General features: G+C 60.7%; 13 protein-coding genes. All 13 read right to left on the reverse strand.

Going from position 1 to position 20,953, the window contains the following annotated elements:
• Positions 1–54 precede the first annotated feature (54 nt).
• Complete coding sequence (locus THIARS_RS17765; protein WP_094162037.1) at positions 55–750, reverse strand: VIT1/CCC1 transporter family protein; 696 nt, start codon at positions 748–750, stop codon at positions 55–57.
• A gap of 186 nt (positions 751–936) precedes the next feature.
• On the reverse strand, positions 937–2,232 hold the full coding sequence (locus THIARS_RS17770) for an NRAMP family divalent metal transporter (RefSeq protein WP_094162038.1): 1,296 nt from the start codon (positions 2,230–2,232) through the stop codon (positions 937–939).
• A 659-nt stretch (positions 2,233–2,891) separates the two neighbouring features.
• The gene (locus THIARS_RS17775; RefSeq protein WP_094162039.1) at positions 2,892–4,427 is read right to left on the reverse strand and encodes a mercuric reductase; all 1,536 of its coding nucleotides are present in this window, start codon (positions 4,425–4,427) and stop codon (positions 2,892–2,894) included.
• Between the two features lie 19 nt (positions 4,428–4,446).
• The gene (locus THIARS_RS17780; RefSeq protein ID WP_245845976.1) at positions 4,447–5,832 is read right to left on the reverse strand and encodes a glucoamylase family protein; all 1,386 of its coding nucleotides are present in this window, start codon (positions 5,830–5,832) and stop codon (positions 4,447–4,449) included.
• Entirely contained in the window at positions 5,829–7,520 is a 1,692-nt protein-coding gene (gene pgm / locus THIARS_RS17785; RefSeq protein ID WP_094162040.1) for a phosphoglucomutase (alpha-D-glucose-1,6-bisphosphate-dependent), read from the reverse strand. The genes THIARS_RS17780 and pgm overlap by 4 nt, the downstream gene beginning before the upstream one ends.
• Entirely contained in the window at positions 7,517–9,685 is a 2,169-nt protein-coding gene (gene tkt / locus THIARS_RS17790) for a transketolase (protein WP_094162041.1), read from the reverse strand. Before tkt ends, pgm begins: the two co-directional genes overlap by 4 nt.
• Positions 9,682–10,629 carry a 2-deoxy-5-keto-D-gluconate 6-phosphate aldolase domain-containing protein gene (locus THIARS_RS17795; protein WP_094162042.1) on the reverse strand — a complete coding sequence of 316 codons (948 nt, stop codon included), beginning with the start codon at positions 10,627–10,629 and terminating at the stop codon, positions 9,682–9,684. Before THIARS_RS17795 ends, tkt begins: the two co-directional genes overlap by 4 nt.
• Positions 10,626–12,311 (reverse strand): glucose-6-phosphate isomerase, encoded by a 1,686-nt coding sequence (gene pgi / locus THIARS_RS17800; protein ID WP_094162043.1) that lies wholly within the window; start codon positions 12,309–12,311, stop codon positions 10,626–10,628. Before pgi ends, THIARS_RS17795 begins: the two co-directional genes overlap by 4 nt.
• On the reverse strand, positions 12,308–13,480 hold the full coding sequence (gene tal, locus THIARS_RS17805; RefSeq protein WP_245845977.1) for a transaldolase: 1,173 nt from the start codon (positions 13,478–13,480) through the stop codon (positions 12,308–12,310). Before tal ends, pgi begins: the two co-directional genes overlap by 4 nt.
• A complete protein-coding gene (locus THIARS_RS17810; protein WP_094162045.1) occupies positions 13,396–14,109 on the reverse strand; it encodes an HAD family hydrolase in 714 nt (237 codons plus the stop codon). The genes tal and THIARS_RS17810 overlap by 85 nt, the downstream gene beginning before the upstream one ends.
• A 4-nt stretch (positions 14,110–14,113) precedes the next feature.
• Positions 14,114–15,523 (reverse strand): glucose-6-phosphate dehydrogenase, encoded by a 1,410-nt coding sequence (gene zwf / locus THIARS_RS17815; protein WP_094162046.1) that lies wholly within the window; start codon positions 15,521–15,523, stop codon positions 14,114–14,116.
• A 1-nt stretch (position 15,524) separates the two neighbouring features.
• Complete coding sequence (gene gnd / locus THIARS_RS17820) at positions 15,525–16,559, reverse strand: phosphogluconate dehydrogenase (NAD(+)-dependent, decarboxylating) (protein WP_094162047.1); 1,035 nt, start codon at positions 16,557–16,559, stop codon at positions 15,525–15,527.
• A gap of 14 nt (positions 16,560–16,573) precedes the next feature.
• Positions 16,574–20,428, reverse strand: a complete 3,855-nt coding sequence (locus tag THIARS_RS17825) for a GH36-type glycosyl hydrolase domain-containing protein (protein ID WP_186436740.1) — start codon at positions 20,426–20,428, stop codon at positions 16,574–16,576.
• Positions 20,429–20,953: the final 525 nt, after the last annotated feature.

Here is a 20,953-nt window from a genome sequence, read left to right on the forward strand (position 1 = left end):
ACGACAGGTCGATCGCGCAGGTTACGCCGTCTCGCCTGCCTCATTCAGCGCCGCTCACAGGAATGCCCCGACCATGGCCCCGACGCCCGCAGTCACGGCCATGGCCAGCGCGCCCCAGAAGGTCACGCGCATGGCGCCCCGCATCACCCCTGCGCCGCCTACGCGGGCCGCCAGTGCACCCAAGAGCGCGAGAGAGAGCAGTGAAGCCCCGGAGACGAGGACGATGAGGCTCGCCATCGGAGCCACGGCGGCCACGCTGAGCGGCAGGGCGGCTCCCACGGTGAAGCTGCCGGCCGACGCGAACGCGGCCTGGATCGGACGGGCTCTGAGCGTTTCGGAGATACCGAGTTCGTCGCGGGCATGCGCGCCCAGGGCATCGTGGGCCATGAGTTGGTCGGCGACCTGCTTCGCGAGCGCGTGATCGAGGCCGCGGCCCACGTAGATCGCCGACAGTTCCTTGTGCTCGCCCTTATCGTCCGCTTGGAGTTCTGCCCGTTCCTGCTTGAGATCGGCCTGTTCGGTGTCAGCCTGCGAGTGCACGGAAACATATTCGCCCGCTGCCATCGACATGGCGCCCGCGACCAGGCCGGAGACCCCCGCGACCAAGACGTTGCCATGAGTCCCGTGAGCAGCGGCCACGCCGAGCATCAGACTCGCCGTGGACACGATACCGTCGTTCGCGCCCAATACCGCTGCGCGCAGCCATCCGCTGTTTTCGGTACGGTGTTTTTCTCTGTGGCGTATGGCCATGCTTGATGCCTCATTGATGTGGAAAGACGAAACGAGCTGACAAAGCCTGTTTTCTGTACGCGATCGCGCATCTCTCGTTCCCAGCGTTGCCAGCCCGATACCACGCAGGCCACTTTGCTCTGATCCGAACTGACGAGCCGACGGCCATGTCTGGAATCGAATGAATGCGCTTGCAGCAGCGAGTCGCTACTTCCCCCATGTCGCGAACATGATGATGGCAGCCACAGCCATCGCCAACGTCGCGATCCAGCCCAGAATTTTCAGCCAAAGCGGAAGCACGAACTTGCCCATGATGCGCGGGTTCGTGCCGAGCAGCATGATCACGACCATGATTGGTACCGCTGCAACCCCGTTGATCACCGCACTCCAGTAGAGCGCCTTGATCGGGTCGATGGCGGCGAAGTTGAGGGCCATTCCGACCACGCTGGCGACGATCAAGACCGTGTAGAACACCTTGGCCTGATGCGGCTTGCATTCCAATCCGCTGGGACTTCCGAGTGCGTCAGCGACGCCATACGCCGCGGCCCCAGCCAATACGGGCACAGCGAGAAGTCCGGTGCCGATGATTCCTGCGGCGAACACCGCGGAAGCAAACGGACCGGCCAGCGGGCGCAGCGCGGCTGCTGCCTGGGCGGAAGAATTAATGTCGGTGATGCCGTGCGTGTGGAGGACCACGGCGGTCGTGACGATGATGAAAAACGCCACAATTTGCGAGAAAACCATCCCCACGGCCGTATCGATACCGATGCGCTGTAGCGCGTCCGGACCTTGCCGTGGTTTGTTCTTGAGCGGCTTGCGCTCGTTGCTCGTGTCGCGTAGTTCCTCCACTTCCTGCGCGGCTTGCCAAAAGAAGAGATAGGGACTGATCGTGGTACCCAACACAGCCACAATGGCGACCGCATATTTGGCATCGAACGCGATCTGCGGAAAGAAAACCCCCTTCGCCACGACGCCCCACGGGACCTGGATCGCGAAAACGGTTGCCACGTAGGCCAGGAGGCTGAGCGTCAGCACCTTGAGGATGGGCGAGTAGTACGAAAAAGGGACGAACACCTGCAGCGCCAGCGAAAGTAGCGCGAACCCGGCGGTATACAACAGCGCCGGACCCCCGATCAGCAGTTTGAGGGCACTCCCCATGGCGCCGATGTCAGCCGCGAGATTGATCACGTTCGCAATCAACAGCGCGAATACCAGGCTATACGCCAACCCGTGCGGATAGTGCTTGCGAAGATTGGCACCGATCCCTACCCCGGTCACGCGACCAATCCGCGCGCTGATCGTCTGGATCGCAATCATCAGGGGCAGCGCCAGCACGACCGTCCATAAGGTTGCATAGCCGTAGGCTGCGCCGACCTGGGAGTATGTCGCAATGCCACTGGGATCGTCGTCGGCGGCTCCAGTAATCAGTCCAGCACTCAGTCGCCGCACGATTGGAGGATTCGTTTTGGCCAGCTTAGGAATGCCTTTCAATGGGGCTTTCATTGTCCTGCGCGACTGTGCGTGCCCAGAGTGAATATCCAGCGACAACGCGCTGCCAGGCGGCTCTCACGTGACGGCGAACTCCACCAAGCGGATGTCGATCGTCACCTGCTTGAGCCCATAATCTGCGCCGCAATTTCCAGCCGCCCGCGAACTCGACGGAGGCCGAACAGCCGGAGCTGCAGAGGCCGTTCGGGCGGGTACCCTTTACACCTGCCCTGGAGATTTCACTTCACGAGACGCCAGGAGATTGTGGTCAATGAGCTCAACAGCTTCGATTGAATTCGCAAGGTGTTGGGACAAAGCCTCTCACTTGAAGAACTGCGCCGTACTCATTCGCAAGCCGGCTTGTCCCCCGGGTGATGGGCAGGAGCAAGCCAAAGCAGTCTCGGGCCATGTCCAGGCCCGCTGTACCGCCATTTCTCGCGGTTTTGCACGGTTCGTACGCATGAGCAAGCCAATCGCGCCGTCCCGATCATGACCCGCAAAGCGGGCATTCATACGGGTTGCAGGGATTCTGCAGGGAAGATGAAAAAAGAATACGGTAGAAAAATTGTTAGAACAGTGCGATACCGTACACAGCCTACTTCCGCGACCCAAACGTCAAATACGCCGCCTGAGACTGTTTAAGGGCCCAATCAATAATGAATCGGTGCATCAGCTCATCGGTTCACCCATGCGCGCAGCAACCGTGCGCCCCAATGTGGGGGCCGTGTGCGCAGATAGGCCTCCCCCGCCATCTTGATCGCCTCGCCTTGCGTGGGGTGCGCATGAACCACCGTGGCCAGTGTGCCCAAGCCGATTCCAGCCACCATCGCCAGCGAAATGCCGTTGATCATTTCGCCGGCATGCCGGGCGACGATGGCGGCTCCAAGAATGGTGTCTGTCCCTTCTCGGACGTGGATTTTCACAAAGCCGTTTTCTTCACCATCGGTGATGGCGCGGTCGTCATCATGCATCGGGACCGTGAAGGTTTTCACTGGAATATTGCGTTCGCGCGCCTGCCGCACAGACATGCCAACTTGGGCGATTTCAGGGTCGGTATAGGTGCACCATGGAATCGTCAAGCTGCTCATGCGCTTGCGTCCAAAGAACAAGGCGTTTTGAACCGCGAGGCGTGCCGATGCCTCGGCCATATTGCTGTATTTGTGCTCCAGGCAAACATCCCCAGCGGCGTAAATGCGTGGATTGCTGGTGCGCAGAAAGTCATCGACATGGACCCCTGTTTCCGGGTCGTAAGCCACGCCGGCCGCTTCCAGCCTGAGTGCCCGCACTGCCGGCATGTGACCGATTCCCGTCAGAATTTCATCGACATCGACGGTGGTGACCTGACCGTCATTGACCAGTTCAACGCGCTTGCAGCCTTGTTCCATGCGGGCGCTGACGGCGTCGCTATTCAGGTGGATCTCGACGCCATCGCGTGCCAGCGCGTCAGACATCATCTGCGCCGCGTCACGCTCTTCCTTCGGTAAAAACAAGGGGGCGTCGTGGGCGATGATGGTTCTCACACCCAAGCGACTGAACGCCTGCGCCAATTCGCAGCCAAGGGGGCCGCCACCGATGACCAGCAGACTGCGCGGCGGCGCCGTCAGGTTGAACACCGATTCGTTGGTCAGGTAACCCACCTCGGTCAGACCCTGGATTTCGGGCACGATGGACCGCGATCCCGTGGCGATCAGCGCCTTCTTGAAGCGCAGACGCACGCCGTCGACTTCGACCGCATCAGCGCCGACGAAGTGTGCAGCGCCGAAATACAGATCGATGCCTTCGGCGATCAGCCTGGCGGCCGAGTCCACGCGGCTGATGCGGGCGCGGATGCGTCGCAACCGCTCCATGGCCATCTGGAAATCAACCTCGACTGTCCGTGGCGGGACAGCGCCATAGTTTGGGGCGTCGCGCATGTCGGCATAGGCGCGCGCGGTGCGAATCATCGCCTTTGAAGGTGCGCAACCGTAACTCAGCGAGCCGCCGCCAAGCCGGTGGCGTTCGACCAACGCGACTTTCACGCCAAGCGCTGCTGCGGTGCGTGCGGCGGCCATGCCGCCCGGGCCGGCGCCGATGATGAGCAGGTGATAAACGCTGGGCGGCGTCGGGTTGACCCAGTCGGCTGGGCTGACGTTAGCCAGAAGCTCTTGCTCGTGAGGATCTGCAACCAGGTCTGTGCCCGCGCTCGCAGGGGGTGACGAGGTCACTTGCATGGCTGCATCGGCACGGCGATCACAGCCACCCGCTCTTAAATCCGGCACGCCGCAAGCCAGTCTGGAGGATGCTGGATTGACGGCCCAATTGCCATAAAAGACCGCTGCGGTAGTTTTCAATCATCAACACGGTCATGCCCTGGTCCAGGCCAAACTCGCCTTCGGAGATCCAGCATGCATCACCTGGGGCGTTGAAACTGGCGTTGATGCCGCTGAAACGCAAGGCATCGACCTGCTGAGGCGTGCCTGCGTCATGGAGATTGCGCATGGCGGGCAGCGCAATTTCTGGCGCAAAAACCAGCGATGCCGTGATTGATGTGCCAGCGATGGTGCCATCGTCAGGTCCGTACGGGACACCGCGCGCGGCATAGCCGAAAAACCGTTGTTGCTGACCGCCTATGAGTCGCGGCCCCGCGCTGGGCCCTTCACCCGCAGAAAGGCCCCAGCAGTTGTCTGCATAGCCCATGAAAGTGTGCGGATTGCGAATGGCATATTCACGCTGCACATAGGTGGCGCGACGGCTGTTCTCGAAATAGTCGCATCGCTTCTCGCGCATGAAGCGGTCGCGAATGCCGCGAAAGTCAATCCACGCATGGGAGAACTGGTGAATGAACAGCGGCCCCGCATAGAGAAAATCGTAGCCATAAAGATTCTCCCATTGATAGGTCACGGTCCACGTCTCAAAGCTTGCCGCTGTGAACGGATGCGTCGGCGAACCCAGGCCCAAGACATACAGCAGGATGGCTTCGCTATAGCCCTCCCAACCATAGTGCAAGAAACCGCATTCAGGCTTCCAGCCTTGGGCCACGGTTGCGCCCTGGTATTGCGCCCAGCGCCAATCCACCCTGAGGTACAAACGCTCGGCCAGTTCGCGCAGTTCCACCTCGGCGGGGGTGCTGGCGTCAAAGTAAGTGGCGGCGGTGAGCATTCCGGCGATCAACAAGGCGGTGTCAATCAGCGACAGTTCGGACTGCCAGACACGGGCGCCGGTTTCCATGTCGAGAAAATGAAAGTAAAAGCCTTGATAGCCGGTGGCTTCTGGGCTTCCCGACTGGTCGCTATGCCAGAAAAAACGCATGCTTCTCAGGCAGGCTTGCACGGCAGCGTCGCGTTCGATCCAGCCATGTTCGACAGCGACCGGATACGACGAAAGCGCAAAGCCAACCACCGCGATGCTGGCGGGCGAACCCTGCCGCGTAGTGTCGGCGACCAAACCGTTTCGCGGGTTGCTTGCCTTCGGAAAATAGTTGAAGGCGGCCTGCTGCAGGCTATTGAGCATGGCCGCATCGGCGAGTTTCATAGCCTCAGGCGTGATCGTCGCATCAAGTTGGATTGACGTTTGCTTCATCGCCTTGCCAGCAGATTTGTTGGAGTCGACATCTGACCGGATATTGGCGTCAATCATCCGGTTTGGCTGGTTACTGCTGTGGCCCCAGATGCAGCTGGCGCAATGGCGGCATCCACAATTTTTTGCGCCTCCGCCAGAATGCGCTGCAAGTGCTCTGGGCCCTGGGTGCTCTCGGCATAGATTTTGTAAATGTCTTCCGTGCCGGATGGTCGCGCTGCAAACCAGCCGCTGCTGGCCACAACCTTGATGCCGCCAATGGGTGCGCCGTTGCCAGGCGCCATGTTGAGGACCCCCTCGATTTTTTCTCCGGCCAGTTCGGTTGAGGCAATCTGTTGCGGGGTCAATGCGCCCAACTGCTTTTTCTGCAGCGCTGTGGCTGGCGCTTCCACGCGGTCAGCCAGCGGAGGAGCGCCGAAAATCTTGGCCAATTCCTCGTAGAGGGCGCCAGGATCATGGCCAGTACGCGCGGTGATTTCGGCTGAAAGCAGCGCCGCCGTCAGGCCGTCTTTGTCCGTGGTCCAGACCGTGCCGTCGCGACGCAAAAATGCAGCGCCCGCACTTTCTTCGCCACCGAAACCCAGCGTACCGTCCAGCAAGCCTTTGGAGAACCATTTGAACCCGACCGGCACTTCGTCCAGAGTTCGACCCAGTCGGGCCGTGATCTGGTCGATCAGGCGCGTGCTGACAACGGTCTTGCCAACGGCAGCACGCGCGCTCCATTGCGGCCGATGGCGAAACAGGTAATCGATCGCGACCGAAAGATAGTGATTCGGCATGAGCAAGCCCGCAGCGGGCGTGACGATGCCGTGGCGGTCGTGGTCGGTGTCGCAGGCAAAGGCGATGTCGAAACGGTCCTTCATCGCAAGTAAGCGCTGCATCGCGTATTTCGACGACGGGTCCATGCGAATCTGCCCGTCCCAGTCCAGCGTCATGAAGCGAAAGGTCGGGTCGACGATTTCGCTGACCACTTGCAAATCGACCTTGTAGTGCTCCGCAATGCGGGCCCAGTAGTGCACACCTGCGCCGCCCAGCGGGTCGACGCCCATGCCGACCTTGGCGCTGCGAATCACGTCCATATCCACCACGCTGCCAAGATCACCGATATAGGCGGAGAGAAAATCATGCCGGTGTGTGGTCGCTGCACGGAGGGCCCTGGCGTGCGCCATGCGCTTCACGCCATCGAGATTATTTTCGAGAAAGCTGTTGGCCGTGGCGCCTATCCAGTCGGTGATGTCCTGGTCGGCAGGGCCGCCATTGGGCGGGTTGTATTTGAAGCCGCCATCGCGCGGCGGATTGTGCGACGGCGTCACCACAATGCCGTCGGCCAGACCTGTGCTGCGGCCACGGTTGTGGGTCAGGATGGCATACGAAATGGCCGGTGTCGGCGTGTATTCATCGTTCAAGGCCAGCATCACCTCGACGCCATTGGCCGCCAGAACCTCCAGCGCGCTTGCGCACGCTGGTTCGGACAACGCATGCGTATCGATGCCCATGAACAGAAGTCCGTTGATACCCTGCGCCTTGCGGTATTGGCAGATGGCCTGCGTAATGGAGAGCACATGCGCTTCGTTGAACGAAGCGTCGAAAGCCGAACCACGGTGCCCCGAAGTGCCGAAGGCAACGCGCTGTGCTGCGACGGTCGGGTCGGGGATGTCGACGTAATAGGCCGTCACGAGCTTGGCCACATCGACCAGCGATTCGACAGGCACTGGCTTGCCCGCAAGCGGGCTGATCTTGGCACTCATGCCCGTGCTCCAGACGAGGTTGATGGTTGGCGCACCAGTTGCCGCCTGGCAGCTTCCACGACGTGCGTGACGTCAAAACCAAAATGCCCTTCGGTGACCTTGCCCGGCGCTGACAAGCCAAACGTGCGCATACCGAGAACGGCGCCACGTTGCCCGACATAGCGCTCCCAGCCCAGCGGCGACGCGGCCTCGACCGAGACGCGCGCCGTCACCGCTGGCGGCAGCACGCTGTCGCGGTAGGCCTCGGATTCAGCCTCGAACAGCTCCCACGATGGCATGCTGACGACGCGTGTCTGGATGCCGTCACGCATCAGTTGTTCACGCGCGGCAACGCACAACGCGACTTCGCTGCCCGTCGCCAGAAGCAGGACGTCCGGTTCGCCATCCGCCGCGTCGGCCAGCACATAGGCACCTCGCGCGAGGCCAGCGGCGCTGGCGTAGTGGCGGCGATCGAGGGTGGGGAGCACCTGGCGTGTCAGCACAAGGCTGACCGGTCGGTCCGTCATCCGCATGATCACCTTCCACGCCTCCGCCACTTCATTCGCGTCGGCCGGGCGTAGCAGCACCATGCCGGGCATCGCCCGAAACGAGGCCAACTGCTCGACGGGCTGGTGCGTCGGCCCATCTTCGCCCATGCTGATGGAGTCGTGCGTCCAGATGTAGATCACCGGAAGCCCCATCATCGCGCTCAGCCGAATGGCGCCCCGGCAGTAGTCGGTAAAGACAAAGAAGCTGGCGGCGAAGGCGCGCAGTTTCGACAAGGACAGACCGTTGGCCACAGCGCACATGGCATGTTCGCGAACGCCGAAATGGAGGTTGCGCCCGGCATAGGAATGCGCCCTGTCTTCAGGTTCGGCGGGTGGCTCAAAGTCGCCGGCAAAGTCAAAGCTCAGATGGGTTTTGGTCGATGGTGACAAATCAGCTGCGCCACCAAGCAGCCAGGGGATGTGCGCGGCAAGGGCATTGAGCACTTTGGCTGAAGCGTCTCGCGTGGCGATGCCCTTGGGATCAGCCGCGAAACTCGGCAGCGAGCTGTCCAACCCGTCGGGTAAGGCACGCTGCTGCATGCGCTCGATTTGCAACGCAAGATCTGGATACTGACTTCGATACGCGTTGAATAACGTCGCCCAATCGGCATGGATACTGGCGCCGCGCGCGCCGAATTTTGCGCTGAAGTGCTCGGTCACGCCATTGGGAACCGCAAATTGCACGTCTGGGTCGAAGCCGAAAAACTCTTTGACAAGCCGCACCTCTGCGGCGCCAAGCGCCTCGCCGTGGGCTTCCTTGGTGTCTTGCTTGTGTGGCGATCCATAACCAATATGGCTTTGCACGATGATCATCGTCGGCCGGTCTTCGGTGTCGATGAAACGCTGCAAACTATGCGTCAAGGCCTCAAGGTCGTTGGCGTCGGCCACGTGTATGACCTGCCAGCCGTAGGCCTCGAATCGCGCGCCAACGTCCTCTGTGAAGGTGATGGCGGTCGAGCCCTCGATGCTGATGTGGTTGTCGTCGTAGATCCAGCACAAATTGGCGAGCTTCAAATGACCGGCGAGTGATGCCGCTTCGCTGCTGACGCCTTCCATCATGTCGCCGTCGCCGCACAAGGCGTACACGTTGTGGTCGAACAGCGCAAAGCCGGGGCGGTTGTAGGTCGCTGCGAGCCAAGCCGAGGCAATTGCCATGCCGACGCTGGTGGCCGCGCCCTGCCCCAGCGGCCCGGTCGTGGTCTCGACGCCGACAGCATCACCGAATTCCGGGTGGCCGGTGCAGCAACTTCCCGCCTGGCGAAAGTGCTGCAACGCGTCCATGGTGACGGCCTTCCCGTGCGATGCGGCGCCCGTCTCGCTGCCGGACGCGGCCTGCGGCTTCACGCCACACAGAAACAAAAGGCTGTAGAGCAACGCCGATGCATGGCCCGATGAGAGCACGAAGCGGTCGCGGTTCGGCCAGTCGGGGGCGTTCGGGTCGTAGCGCAGGAAACGCTGCCACAGGCAGTAGGCGACTGGGGCCGCATCCAAGGGCGTACCGGGGTGGCCGGAGTTTGCCTTTTGCACGGCGTCGATGGACAGCGTACGCAGCGTGTTGATGCAGAGCTGGTCGCGCTGCGCCGCGTCCCGCGCCTCGTTGCTATCGGCGGGGTGAATGCTCTGCACACGCTGGTTCATGATGCCACTCCTGACATGGCGCGAATGCCGTGCGTCAAGCGCCCGCGCTCGAAAATATCAACCCACTCGCGTAAGCGCTCGGCAATTTGTGTTGCCGCCGCCACGCGCGTCAGGGTCCGTTCGCGGTAAGCGGCGACCGCATCCCAAAAGCTGGTGCGGCCCACGGCGAAGCCGATGAACCCTGGCACGCTTGCCGCTGTCGCAAGCCAACTGCGCACGCTGGCCTCGTCCGCACCACGGCCAAGCACAATGCAGCTGACCGTGCTGCGCCCACCGCGCCGCGCCGCTTCGACCATCCGAACGCAATCGTGGCGCTCGGCAAGTCCCTCGATCTTCCACAGGTCGGGCTCAATCCCTGCGTCTTGCAAGGCATGGATCGCTTCGACCATGAGCTGCGGACGCATCGTCAGGTCATAGGCTGCACGGTCGCCTTTGAGCCCGGCCAGTTGTTGCGCGGTTGCCGGCACCAGCAGTTCGAACATGAAGCGGCGCCCACTGGCCTGGCAGACGTCGGACAGTTGTTTCAGGCGTTCCTCTTGGCGCAGGTTCAGCGCATGGTCCCCCTCGGGGTTGTAGCGCACCAGCACCTTGGCAAACGTCGGGTCGAAGACTTCGATATGACGGGCGAAGTCGTCGCCATATTCGAACCGGAACTCCTCCGAGCCACTACTCTCGGTGGACAGCGCCGTGATGAAACCGCGCTGGTGCGCATCTCGCAAAATGGCGCTGCCAAACTCTTCGTCGACCAGGATGCCGGCCGCATCGCGGGGCACACCCGCCTCAAGAGCCAGCTGGAAGCCTTCATAAATAAGCTGCTTGCTGTCGCAAACGTCTGCGTGCTGTTGCGAGGTCAGCGGCTGCTTGAAGTGAAACATGCCGGTGATGTAGGAATGCCGGTGGTCGAATGGCAGCACATACAGTGCCTGGTCGTCGCCTGATGTCATGATGACTCCTTACGTTGGCGTTGGTAACGCCGCATGAGGGTGTTGGTCGAGCTGTCATGGGTGAGCGGGCCATGGCTGTTGTCGGCCAACTCCGTCACGATGCGCTGCGCCAGAACCTTGCCCAGCTCGACACCCCACTGGTCAAACGAATCGATATTCCAGATGACGCCTTGCGTGAAGACGCTGTGTTCGTACAGCGCCACCAAGGCGCCGAGTGTGTAGGGTGTCAGCCGCTCGGCCAGCAAGGTATTGCTCGGGCGGTTGCCCTCGCATACGCGTTGCGCAACTTGCGCTTCGTCCACACCTTCGGCCATCAGTGCCTGCGCCGTTTTGCCAAATGCCAGAGCCTCGCTCTGCGCAAACAGATTGGCCATCAGTAAGTCGTGCTGACCGGCCTGTGGGTTTTGGCTGTGGGAAAAGCCGATGAAATCACACGCGACCAGCCGGGTGCCCTGATGCAGCAGCTGGAAAAACGAGTGCTGGCCATTGGTCCCCGGTTCTCCCCAAACAATGGGCGAAGTGGACGTGCTGACGGCTTGCCCCGTGGCCGTGACATGCTTGCCGTTGCTTTCCATCGTCAACTGCTGCAGGTAGGCAGGAAAGCGTTTGAGATAGTGGTCGTAGGGCAACACGGCCAGCGTCTCGGCGCCAAGAAAGTTGTTGTTCCAAATGGCCAGCAGGCCCAGCAGCACGGGCATGTTGCGGGCCAGAGGTGTCCTGTGAAAATGTTCGTCCATGGCGCGAAAGCCGGACAGCATGGCTCGAAAGTGCTCGGGCCCGACGGCAACCATGCTGATCAGGCCGATGGCCGAATCCATCGAGTAGCGACCACCAACCCAGTCCCATAACGCAAACATATGGGCAGCATCAATGCCAAACGCGGCAACTGCTTCGGCGTTGGTCGACACGGCGACAAAATGGCTGGCAATGGCGCGTTCATCGCCGAGTTGCGCCAGGCTCCAGGCGCGCGCGGCGTGCGCATTGGTCAGCGTGTCGAAGGTTCGGAAGCTCTTGGAGCAGATGATGAAGAGGGTTTCGGCTGCATCCAGACCACGCGTCGCTTCGACCAGATCGCTGGGATCGATATTGGAGACAAAGCCCAAGTGCAACCCGATCTTGCTGTAGGGGTGCAAGGCCTCGCAATCCATCACCGGCCCGAGATCGGAGCCGCCAATGCCGATGTTGATCACATTGCGGATGGGCTTGCCAGTGTGGCCCCGCCATTCGCCGCTGCGAATACGCTCCGCAAAATCAGCCATGCGGTCGAGGACGGCGTGGACTTCGGGCACGACGTTGACCCCGTCCACGACGATGCGCTCATCCGCCGGTGCGCGTAGCGCCGTATGCAGCACGGCACGCTTCTCCGTCGCGTTGATCGGGTCACCACGAAACATGGCGTCCCTGCGCTCGCGCAGGCCGCAATGCTCGGCCAGATCAACCAGCAATGCAAGCGTTTCGTCGGTAACCCGGTTTTTGGAAAAGTCGAAATACAGCCCGGCAGCTTCGACCTGCAGGCGTTCGCCGCGCTGCGGATCGTCAGCGAAAAACTGGCGCAGGTGCCGCGAACCCATCATGCGATGATGGTCGACGAGCGCCTGCCACGCAGGAAGCTGGGTCAGCGGTGGTGCCGATGGGCGTGGATGCAGCAAGCCAGGTGATCTAGGCGGTTCTGCGCGGTTCATGACGTGCAAACCTGCGCAAGATGTGATTTTTTGGTGCCGATCGCCTGCAAGAGTTGACGCCACGATGCGACAAACGCCTCAGCACCTTCACGCTGCAGGCGCTCGGCCAGGACATCAATGGCGATGCCCTGGCGGCTGAAGTCCGCAAGCACGGCATCGGCATCGCCGCCATTCGTTGGCAGCTTCTTCTTGACTTGGCCGTGGTCGGCAAAGGCGAGCAATGTTTTTTCTGGAATGGTGTTGACGGTGCGCGGAGCAGCAAGCGCCTCGACATACACGGTGTCAGACGCCTGCGGGTCTTTCGTGCCGGTGCTGGCCCACAGCACGCGCTGTGCGCTGGCGCCAGCCGCAGCCAGCTTCTGCCAACGGGGCGAAGCGAGCAAGGCGCAATAGGCCTGGTAGGTCTGCATGGCCACGGCAATGCCGAGGCGATTGCGCGATTGCGGTGAAACGGTGTCTTTCACCGCGACATCCCAGCGGCTGATAAAGAGCGACGCGACAGACCCGACATTGGGATCGAGCCCGGCCTCGATGCGCCGCTCGATGCCGCGCAAATAGGCCTCGGCGGCAGCCAGGTATTGTTCGCACGAAAACAGCAGCGTGACATTCACGGGAACGCCAGCAAAGATGGACGCCTCAATCGCCTCCAGGCCTTCGGTGGTTCCCGGAATTTTGATGAACAGGTTGGACCGATTGGCGCGCGCATGCAGCTCTGCCGCTTCCTTGATGGTGTTCGCAGCGTCATGGGCCAGCAGGGGAGACACTTCCAGCGAAACCCAGCCATCCACCCCAGCACTGGCGTCGAAGGTGGAGCGGAACAAGTCAGCCGCCCGGCTCAGGTCTTCCAGCGCCAATTCAAAGAACAGGCTGACGTCCGACTTGCCTTTGCCCAACTGGCTGAGAATTGCGGCGTCATAGGCGGTGGAGTGCCCGATGGCGTGCTCGAAAATGGTCGGGTTCGAGGTCAGGCCCGTCACATGCAAGTCACGGATATAACGTGCCAGCGTGCCGCTGGTCAGTAACTCCCGCGTGATGTTGTCGAGCCATATGCTTTGGCCGAGGTTGTGCAGTTGTTGTGTGGGGTTCATGGCGATTCCTGTTTTGAACGACTGGTTGCTTTTTGCCCCAGCAACGTGGGGAGATCGATGGCCAGCAAATCGCCGATGCAATCGAGGCTGATGTCGGCCTGCGGACAATTCGCAATGTTGTTTGGGTCGGTGGCGTAATGGCCCTGGCGTGCAAACACGGTCGTCAGGCGCGCACCCAGGCTTTGCTTCATGGCGGCAAGAATGCGCAGCTTGTCGTCCACCATGACATAGTGTTGCGCCGGGAAGCGTTGCTGCATCGGGTGGAGCATGCGTTCTTTGTGGAGATAGATCAGCACGCGGCCATCGACCGCATGCCACAGGCCCGAGCGCTGCACCTTGTGCGGCTGGAACACGACGTCGCCATCGGTCAGCAGCACAGTCGTGCCGAATGTTTGGAGTCGTTCGATGACGTTGAGCGCACCGGCATAGAGCCTGTCGACGAATGGATAGTCGATGAGGAACGTGGACATTTCAAGCAGCCGCGGATCACTCTGCGCATCGCTTAGCTCATCCATGCGGTAGCGCTGCAAGGCGCCCAGGTAGTCGGCATAGCCCAGCTCGCTGCGCAATTGCTCGAAGAATTCCCAGTAGCGTTCAGCGCTGGCGTGGCCGAAGGCGCGCTCCAGGTGCTGCCTGAGATCGAGGATGACACGGTCGTTGTCGAGTAGCGTGTTGTCCACGTCCAGCAAAAAAACTGTATCGTGCGTCACGGCATCACCGCACTGTTTCTGGGTTGTGCCAGCCGCCGTAGGCGGCAATCAGGTGGTTGGCCTCGTCTGGCCCCCAACTGCCCGTTGGGTAGACCATGGCACGCGGGTGTTTGGAGAGCACCGGCTCAACCACAGCCCAGGCGGCCTCCACGGTTTCTTCACTGGTAAACAAGGCGTTGTCGCCAGACATGGCGTCGGTAAGCAGGCGCTCATAGGGCGTTTCTTCGCCATCGCCATCTTCTGCCAAGGTCAGTTCGCGTTGATCGCCCTCATAGCCCTTGCCAGGGCGCTTGACGCGCGCGGCCAGCGCGATCATCGATGTAGGCGATAGCTGGAAGCGCAGGTAATTGGGCTGCACGCCGCTAGCCACGGCGTCCGCGAACAGCGCCTGGGAAGGCGGTTGCAATCGAACGAGCACCTCGCAGCTTGTCACGGGCAGTTGCTTGCCAGCCCGCAAATACCATGGCACGCCCGCCCAGCGTTTGGAGTTGATGTGCAGACGCATCGCGCAATAGGTTTCGACATCCGACTCTTTCGCGACCTGCGGCTCATCGCGATAACCCGCGTACTGGCCGCGTACCAGGTCGGCTGGGTGCAAGGGACGCATCGCCTTGAAGATCTTGAGCTTCTCGCTGTTGACGGCCGCGAAATCGCGTCTTGTCGGTGGCTCCATGGCCAGCAAGGCTGCAATCTGGAAGAGGTGGTTCTGGATGACGTCACGCAGGCAACCGGCGCTCTCGTAAAACTTTCCGCGCCCCAATACGCCAAAATCCTCGGCAAGGGTGATTTGCACACTGGCCACATGCTGGCGGTTCCAGATGGGTTCGAGAAAGGTATTGGCGAAGCGAAAATAAAGAAGGTTCATGATCGCGCCCTTGCCCAGGAAGTGATCAATGCGGAAGATGGCCTCGCTGGGAAAGGCGTCGGACGCGACACGGTTGAGTTCGCGCGCCGAGGCCAGGTCGCGACCGAATGGCTTCTCGACGATGACTCGCCCCTGCGCAGCCAGCCCCGCCTTGCTCAACCCTTGTATGACAGTGGCAAACAGCGCGGGCGGTATGGCCAAATAGTGCGCTGGCCGCTGGGCGGCACCGAGCGCCCGTTTGAGTTTGGCGTAGGTGTCCGCGTCGTTGTAATCACCACTGACGTATTGAATTTGAGAGAGCAGTTGGGCCAGTGCGGGCGCGTCGTCCACGGCGCCGGCGCGCTCTATGCTTTGCTGTGCATGGGCACGGAATTGCGCAAGCGTCCAGGACGAAGAGGCCACACCGATGATGGGCCCATTCAGTGCGCCACTCTTGCGCATGGCATAGAGCGCCGGAAAAATCATTTTGTCGGCGAGATCACCGGTAGCACCAAACACCACCAGCGCATCCGACTGCTGGGCTGAAGCGCGGGAAGGATCATCATGCATGTCAGGGTTTCGCCTTTGGTGAATCTGGCTTGAGTTCGTCATGGCCGCCGAATTCATGCCGCATGGAGGACAACACGCGGTTGGCGAAATCGGCTTGATCGCGCGAACTGAAACGGGCGTAGAGCGCGGCACTCAGCACCGGCGATGGCACTGCTTCATCAATGGCGGCCTGGATCGTCCAGCGACCTTCGCCGGAGTCGGAGACACGGCCCTCAAAGCTGCGCAAGGCAGGATCGGCGGCCAACGCCGTGGCGGTGAGATCAAGCAGCCACGATCCAATCACACTGCCCCGCCGCCAGGCTTCGGTGATCTCGGGCAGGTTCATGTCGAACTGGTACATGGCGGGATCGCGCAGCGGGGTGGTTTCGGCGTTGACAGCGTCGGTCCGTTTCCCCACGTTGGCATTGCGCAAAATATTCAGCCCCTCGGCATACGCGGCCATGATGCCGTACTCAATGCCGTTGTGAACCATCTTGACGAAATGCCCCGCACCATGCGGCCCGCAGTGCAAATAGCCCTGATCGGCGCTGCCCGCATCTGCGCGGCGCCCTGGCGTCGGCACGGCAGTGCCCGCGCCGGGGGCCAGGGCGACGAACAAGGGATCAAGGTGTTTGACGGTCGCCGTCTCTCCACCAATCATCAGGCAATAACCGCGCTCCAAACCGGCGACGCCGCCACTGGTGCCGACGTCGACATAGTGCAGACCCCGCGCATGCACGGTGCTTGCGCGGCGGATGTCGTCACGGTAGTAGGAGTTACCGCCGTCGATGACGATGTCGTGCTTGTCGAGCAGCGGGGTCAGCTCTGCCAGCGTGTCGTCAACCGCGGCTGCGGGCACCATCAGCCAGATGGTCCGCGGCTTGGCCAGCGCCTTGACCAACTGCGGCAGAGTCTTTGCGCCCTCAGCGCCCTCCCCCTCCAGTGACGCAATGGCGGCTGCCTGTGTGTCGTGGACGACGCAGTCGTGGCCCCCGCGCATAAGCCGGCGCGTCATGTTGGCGCCCATGCGTCCCAGTCCAATCATGCCGATTTGCATGGTGATGCTCCTTGTTAGTGGGGTTCTTGTTGCGTTGGACATTGCACGCTGACACGGTGTTCCAGGCCATCATCAAGCAATGCAAGGACGGCTCCGGGTCGATCAACCCCGTCGATGGACCACCTAGGCTCGCCTTCGATCGCAGCCGATTTCTGCACCGTGATGTGATAGGTGGTTTTCAGGTAGCGGTAATGCACCTGGAATGAAGTCCAGCTTTGCGGCATGCAGGGAATGAAACGGAGCTGATCGCCCACGCGTTTCAGACCGAGCAGCGATTCAAGGATGAAGCGGTACATCCAACCGGCCGAACCCGTGTACCAAGTCCAGCCGCCACGCCCGATGTGGGGTGCATAGGCATAGACATCGGAGGCCATGACATAGGGTTCTGTTTTGTAGACCGCAATGGCCTCTGGCGAGTTGGCATGCTGAATTGGATTGAGCATGTTGAACAGCTCCCAGGCCCGCGCGGCATCACCAAGCGCAGCGAATGCCATGGCCGTCCAGACGGCGCCATGGGTGTACTGGCCACCGTTCTCACGCACTCCGCTGACATAGCCCTGGATGTAGCCTGGGCTCGGATCAGAGTGATTGAAGGGCGGAGCCAGCAGCTCGATCAATGCGGCGTCGCGGCGCACGAGCCGGGTATCGACAGCGTGCATGGCGCAACGTCCGCGCGTTGTTTCAGCTGCGCCAGACAACACGGCCCAGCTCTGCGCGATGGAGTCGATCTGACATTCGGTATTGCTCGACGTGCCAAGCGGTGAGCCGTCATCGAACCAGCCACGGCGGTACCAGTCTCCGTCCCAGCCGTGTTGTTCGATCGCGTTGCGCAGACGCTTGGCCTCACCTTCGCAATGGTTGGCGAACTTGGCATCACCACGTTGCCGTGCCACATCACGGAACTGCGAGAGCACGGTGTACAGGAAAAAACCGAGCCAGACACTTTCGCCTTTTCCACCCACGCCCACCAGATTCATGCCATCGTTCCAGTCACCCGAGCCCATGAGCGGCAAGCCATGCTCTCCAAAGCGCAAACCATGCTCGATGGCACGCACGCAATGCGTGTACAGACTTGCCTTTTGCTCGGACCTTGTGGGCAATGCGTAGTCGGACACCGCATCGGGCTTGAGGACCGCGCCCTCGAGGAAGGGCACGACGACATCCAGAACACCGTGGTCACCCGTGACTTCGACATAGCGGCATGTCGCCAGTGGGAGCCAAAGGGCATCATCCGAGCAGCGCGTGCGGATGCCGCGGCCTCCAGGGGGATGCCACCAGTGCTGAACATCGCCTTCGGGAAACTGCCGGGACGCACAGCGCAGCAAGTGTTCGCGCACCAAGTCCGGCGTGGCATGAACCAAGGCCATCACGTCCTGCAATTGATCACGAAAACCGAAGGCGCCACTGGACTGATAAAACGCGGTGCGCGCCCAGAGCCGACAAGCAAGCACCTGATAGACCAACCAGCCGTTGGCCAGGACATTCAGCGCAGGGTCTGGTGTTTCCACCTGCACGACGCCTAGCGTCTGCGTCCAGAACCGCGTCACCGCATCGAGCGCCTCTTGCGCTGCGGCGGCCCCACGCCAACGCTGCACAAGACTGCTGGCAGCCGCATCACTCTCGGCCGCACCGAGTCGGAAAATAAGTTCGCAGGTTTGCCCCGCCGCCAATGTCTGCGGCACACGGATGGCCGCGCAGGGGTCGAGCGCGAAGCCGACAGCTCCGCAAAGCAGCGGCTCTGACATTGCAGCGGGATTGCATAGCGTGCCGTTGCGCCCGAGAAAAGCCAGGCGGTCACCACACACGCTGGCTTTGGCGATGCCGTCAACATCCAGAAATGCAACCCGGCCCGCGAAGTCGGTGTTGTAGGCGTTGCGGGCGAATATCGCGCCGCTGCCGGTATCGATCGCAGTTCCCACAAACATACTGGTCTTCGCGTGCTCATCGCCCAGCACCCACTCGACATAGGCGGTCACCGAAAGCCGGCGCACCACGGTCGTTGTGTTGTGCAGCTTCAGCACGGCGAATTTGATTTGTGCATCAATGGCCACATACACACTGAGTTCCGATTCGATGCCGTGTTCGCTGTGCTCAAACACGCTGTAGCCGAAGCCGTGCCGTGTCACATAAGGTGAAGCGCCAGGCGTGGGTAGCAGCGTGGGCGACCAAAACTTGCCACTGTCTTCGTCGCGGATGTAATACGCCTCGGTGTTGGCGTCCCCGACAGGATCGTTCGACCACGGGGTGAGGCGATGGGTCTGTGCGTTCTCGCTCCAGGTGTTTGCGCTCCCGCTCTCAGAAATGAGACTGCCGAATGACGGATTGGCCAACACATTGATCCAGGGCGCTGGCGTCATCTGCTCCGGCATGATCGTGATCACGTATTCGCGCCCATCCGGGCTGAATCCGCCCAAGCCGCAGTCCACCAGCAACTCGCGCGCCGTCACCTGCAAGGACTCTGTCGCGTTGTCGGCGTTGCCCGCATGGCGATCTGCAGCGACTGGCGACGGAACTTCGGTCGCACGTCGGCTGGCGAGTTGTTGCGACAAGGAGCCTTCGCCATCGTGCATGACGATGCGCGATGCCGTTTGCAGAAGAATGTGGTCTGATAACGCCACCTTGTCGCCGTCGAGCACCCATAGCCCACCCGGTTGATTCATCAATTCAGCTGTATTGCAGGCCTTGCTCGCATTTCGGAGCAGCGCCTGCAGGTCGGCCAGGCTCGCGGCGTGGCCCTCACCTTCAGACAGAAAGAGCGTATCGACCTTCAGGCCATGGCTTCGCCAAAACGCATGTGCCTGGACGAACGCCCGGACTACATCACCATCAGCCGGGCATTTCACCTGCAATAGTGCGATCGGTAAATCGCCAGAAATCGAATACGCCCATAATGCCGATTGCCCCTGATTGTTGTGCGCGATAATGTCCGGGTCAGCGCGCATGGATGCGTTGGCGTAAATCAGGGAGCTGGCAAGTTCCGCATACAACTGCGCCTCGGTTTGGCTTGCACCCAGCCGATGCAGGGTTTCTTGCCCACGCTTTGCCGCATCCACCAGAATTTGGTCAGCGGCGGCACCACTTTGATAGCGCTCGATGCTTTGCAGGCAGGCATCGCGTGTTGGCATCACGCCGCAGAGCCAACGCACGACCACGGTTTCACCAGGTTCAAGCTCAATCGGATAACGAATCGACACGGCCGCATCAAGCACCGCGCCAGAGCGTCCGGAGAGCGTTGCACCAGGGTCCATGGCTTGCGGATGCTCCACAGTCCGTCCACGTCCGATGAAATCCGCGCGATCCGTGTTGTAAGACAGATTCCCCAACGCCGGTTTCGATGCCTGTAGCAGGTGAAACGTCGAGGCTGGCTGGTCCTTAGCGCCGCTCACCCGGCGGGCGCACAAGATGGCCTGCTGTGCGGGCAATATCTCCGTTTCCACAAACAGCTTTTCAAATGCAGGATGTGCGGAATCGGCAGCATGCGACGTCAGCACGATTTCCGCATAACTTGTGATTTCAATCGCCCTCTTGTCGAGGGATTGGTTGCTGATGCTGATTCTGCGGAGATCGACGTCATCGAACGGCGAGACAGCAATTTCCGTTTCGATGCTTATGCCGTAATCAAGACGTCGAATGAGCGCCTGCCCTTCCGAGAACACCGTCTCGTAGACATCCCCCTGTTTTAAAGTCGGTTGATATGTCGTCGACCAGACCTTCCCACTCGAGAGATCGCGGATATAGCAAAACGATCCCCAGTTATTGCAGGTCGCATCGTCACGCCAGCGCGTAACAGAAATATCTTTCCAGCGGCTGTAACCACCACCAGCGCTTGTGAACATGATGTGGTATTCATCATTCGACAGCAAATGCACGTCCGGGTGCAAATGACTCAAATCATGGAATGAATCTATTCTGGTAGTTCGAGGCATTCCGACTAACTGCCCCAATATGGCCTTATTGCGCATTATTGAAATACTTGCATCGAGAGCATTGCATCTTGTTGACATTATTCCTTGGTCGCCCAATCATAAAATATGAACTACAAACAAAATAAATTAATTTCACCTAGTTTTTGTTTATTTTACCCAAACGGCCCGACCTGATAGAGTGACCAGATGGTTAATCCGCGATTAATAAAATACGACAGCGCAGTTGCTGGGACAGTACGCCACCGCACACAAAACATATTTCTTTACACATATCACCATTTGGATCCGCCTCGGAATTCGAACCGTTCGATATCAAAGATTCCCGGCATGAACGGCCCCATCAAGGCGCTCTACCAAGCCGTTGAAGAACCCGATGGACGCCCCCACTCCCGTTTTCGGAATCGCATGATGGCGCTCACCCGCTGCTCAATTTCTGGGCAGGGAGCCAGATTCCGGCCAGAATTGACA

Origin of the sequence: Thiomonas delicata (assembly GCF_900088825.1) — a bacterium.
In the GTDB taxonomy this organism is placed as follows: domain Bacteria; phylum Pseudomonadota; class Gammaproteobacteria; order Burkholderiales; family Burkholderiaceae_C; genus Thiomonas_A; species Thiomonas_A delicata.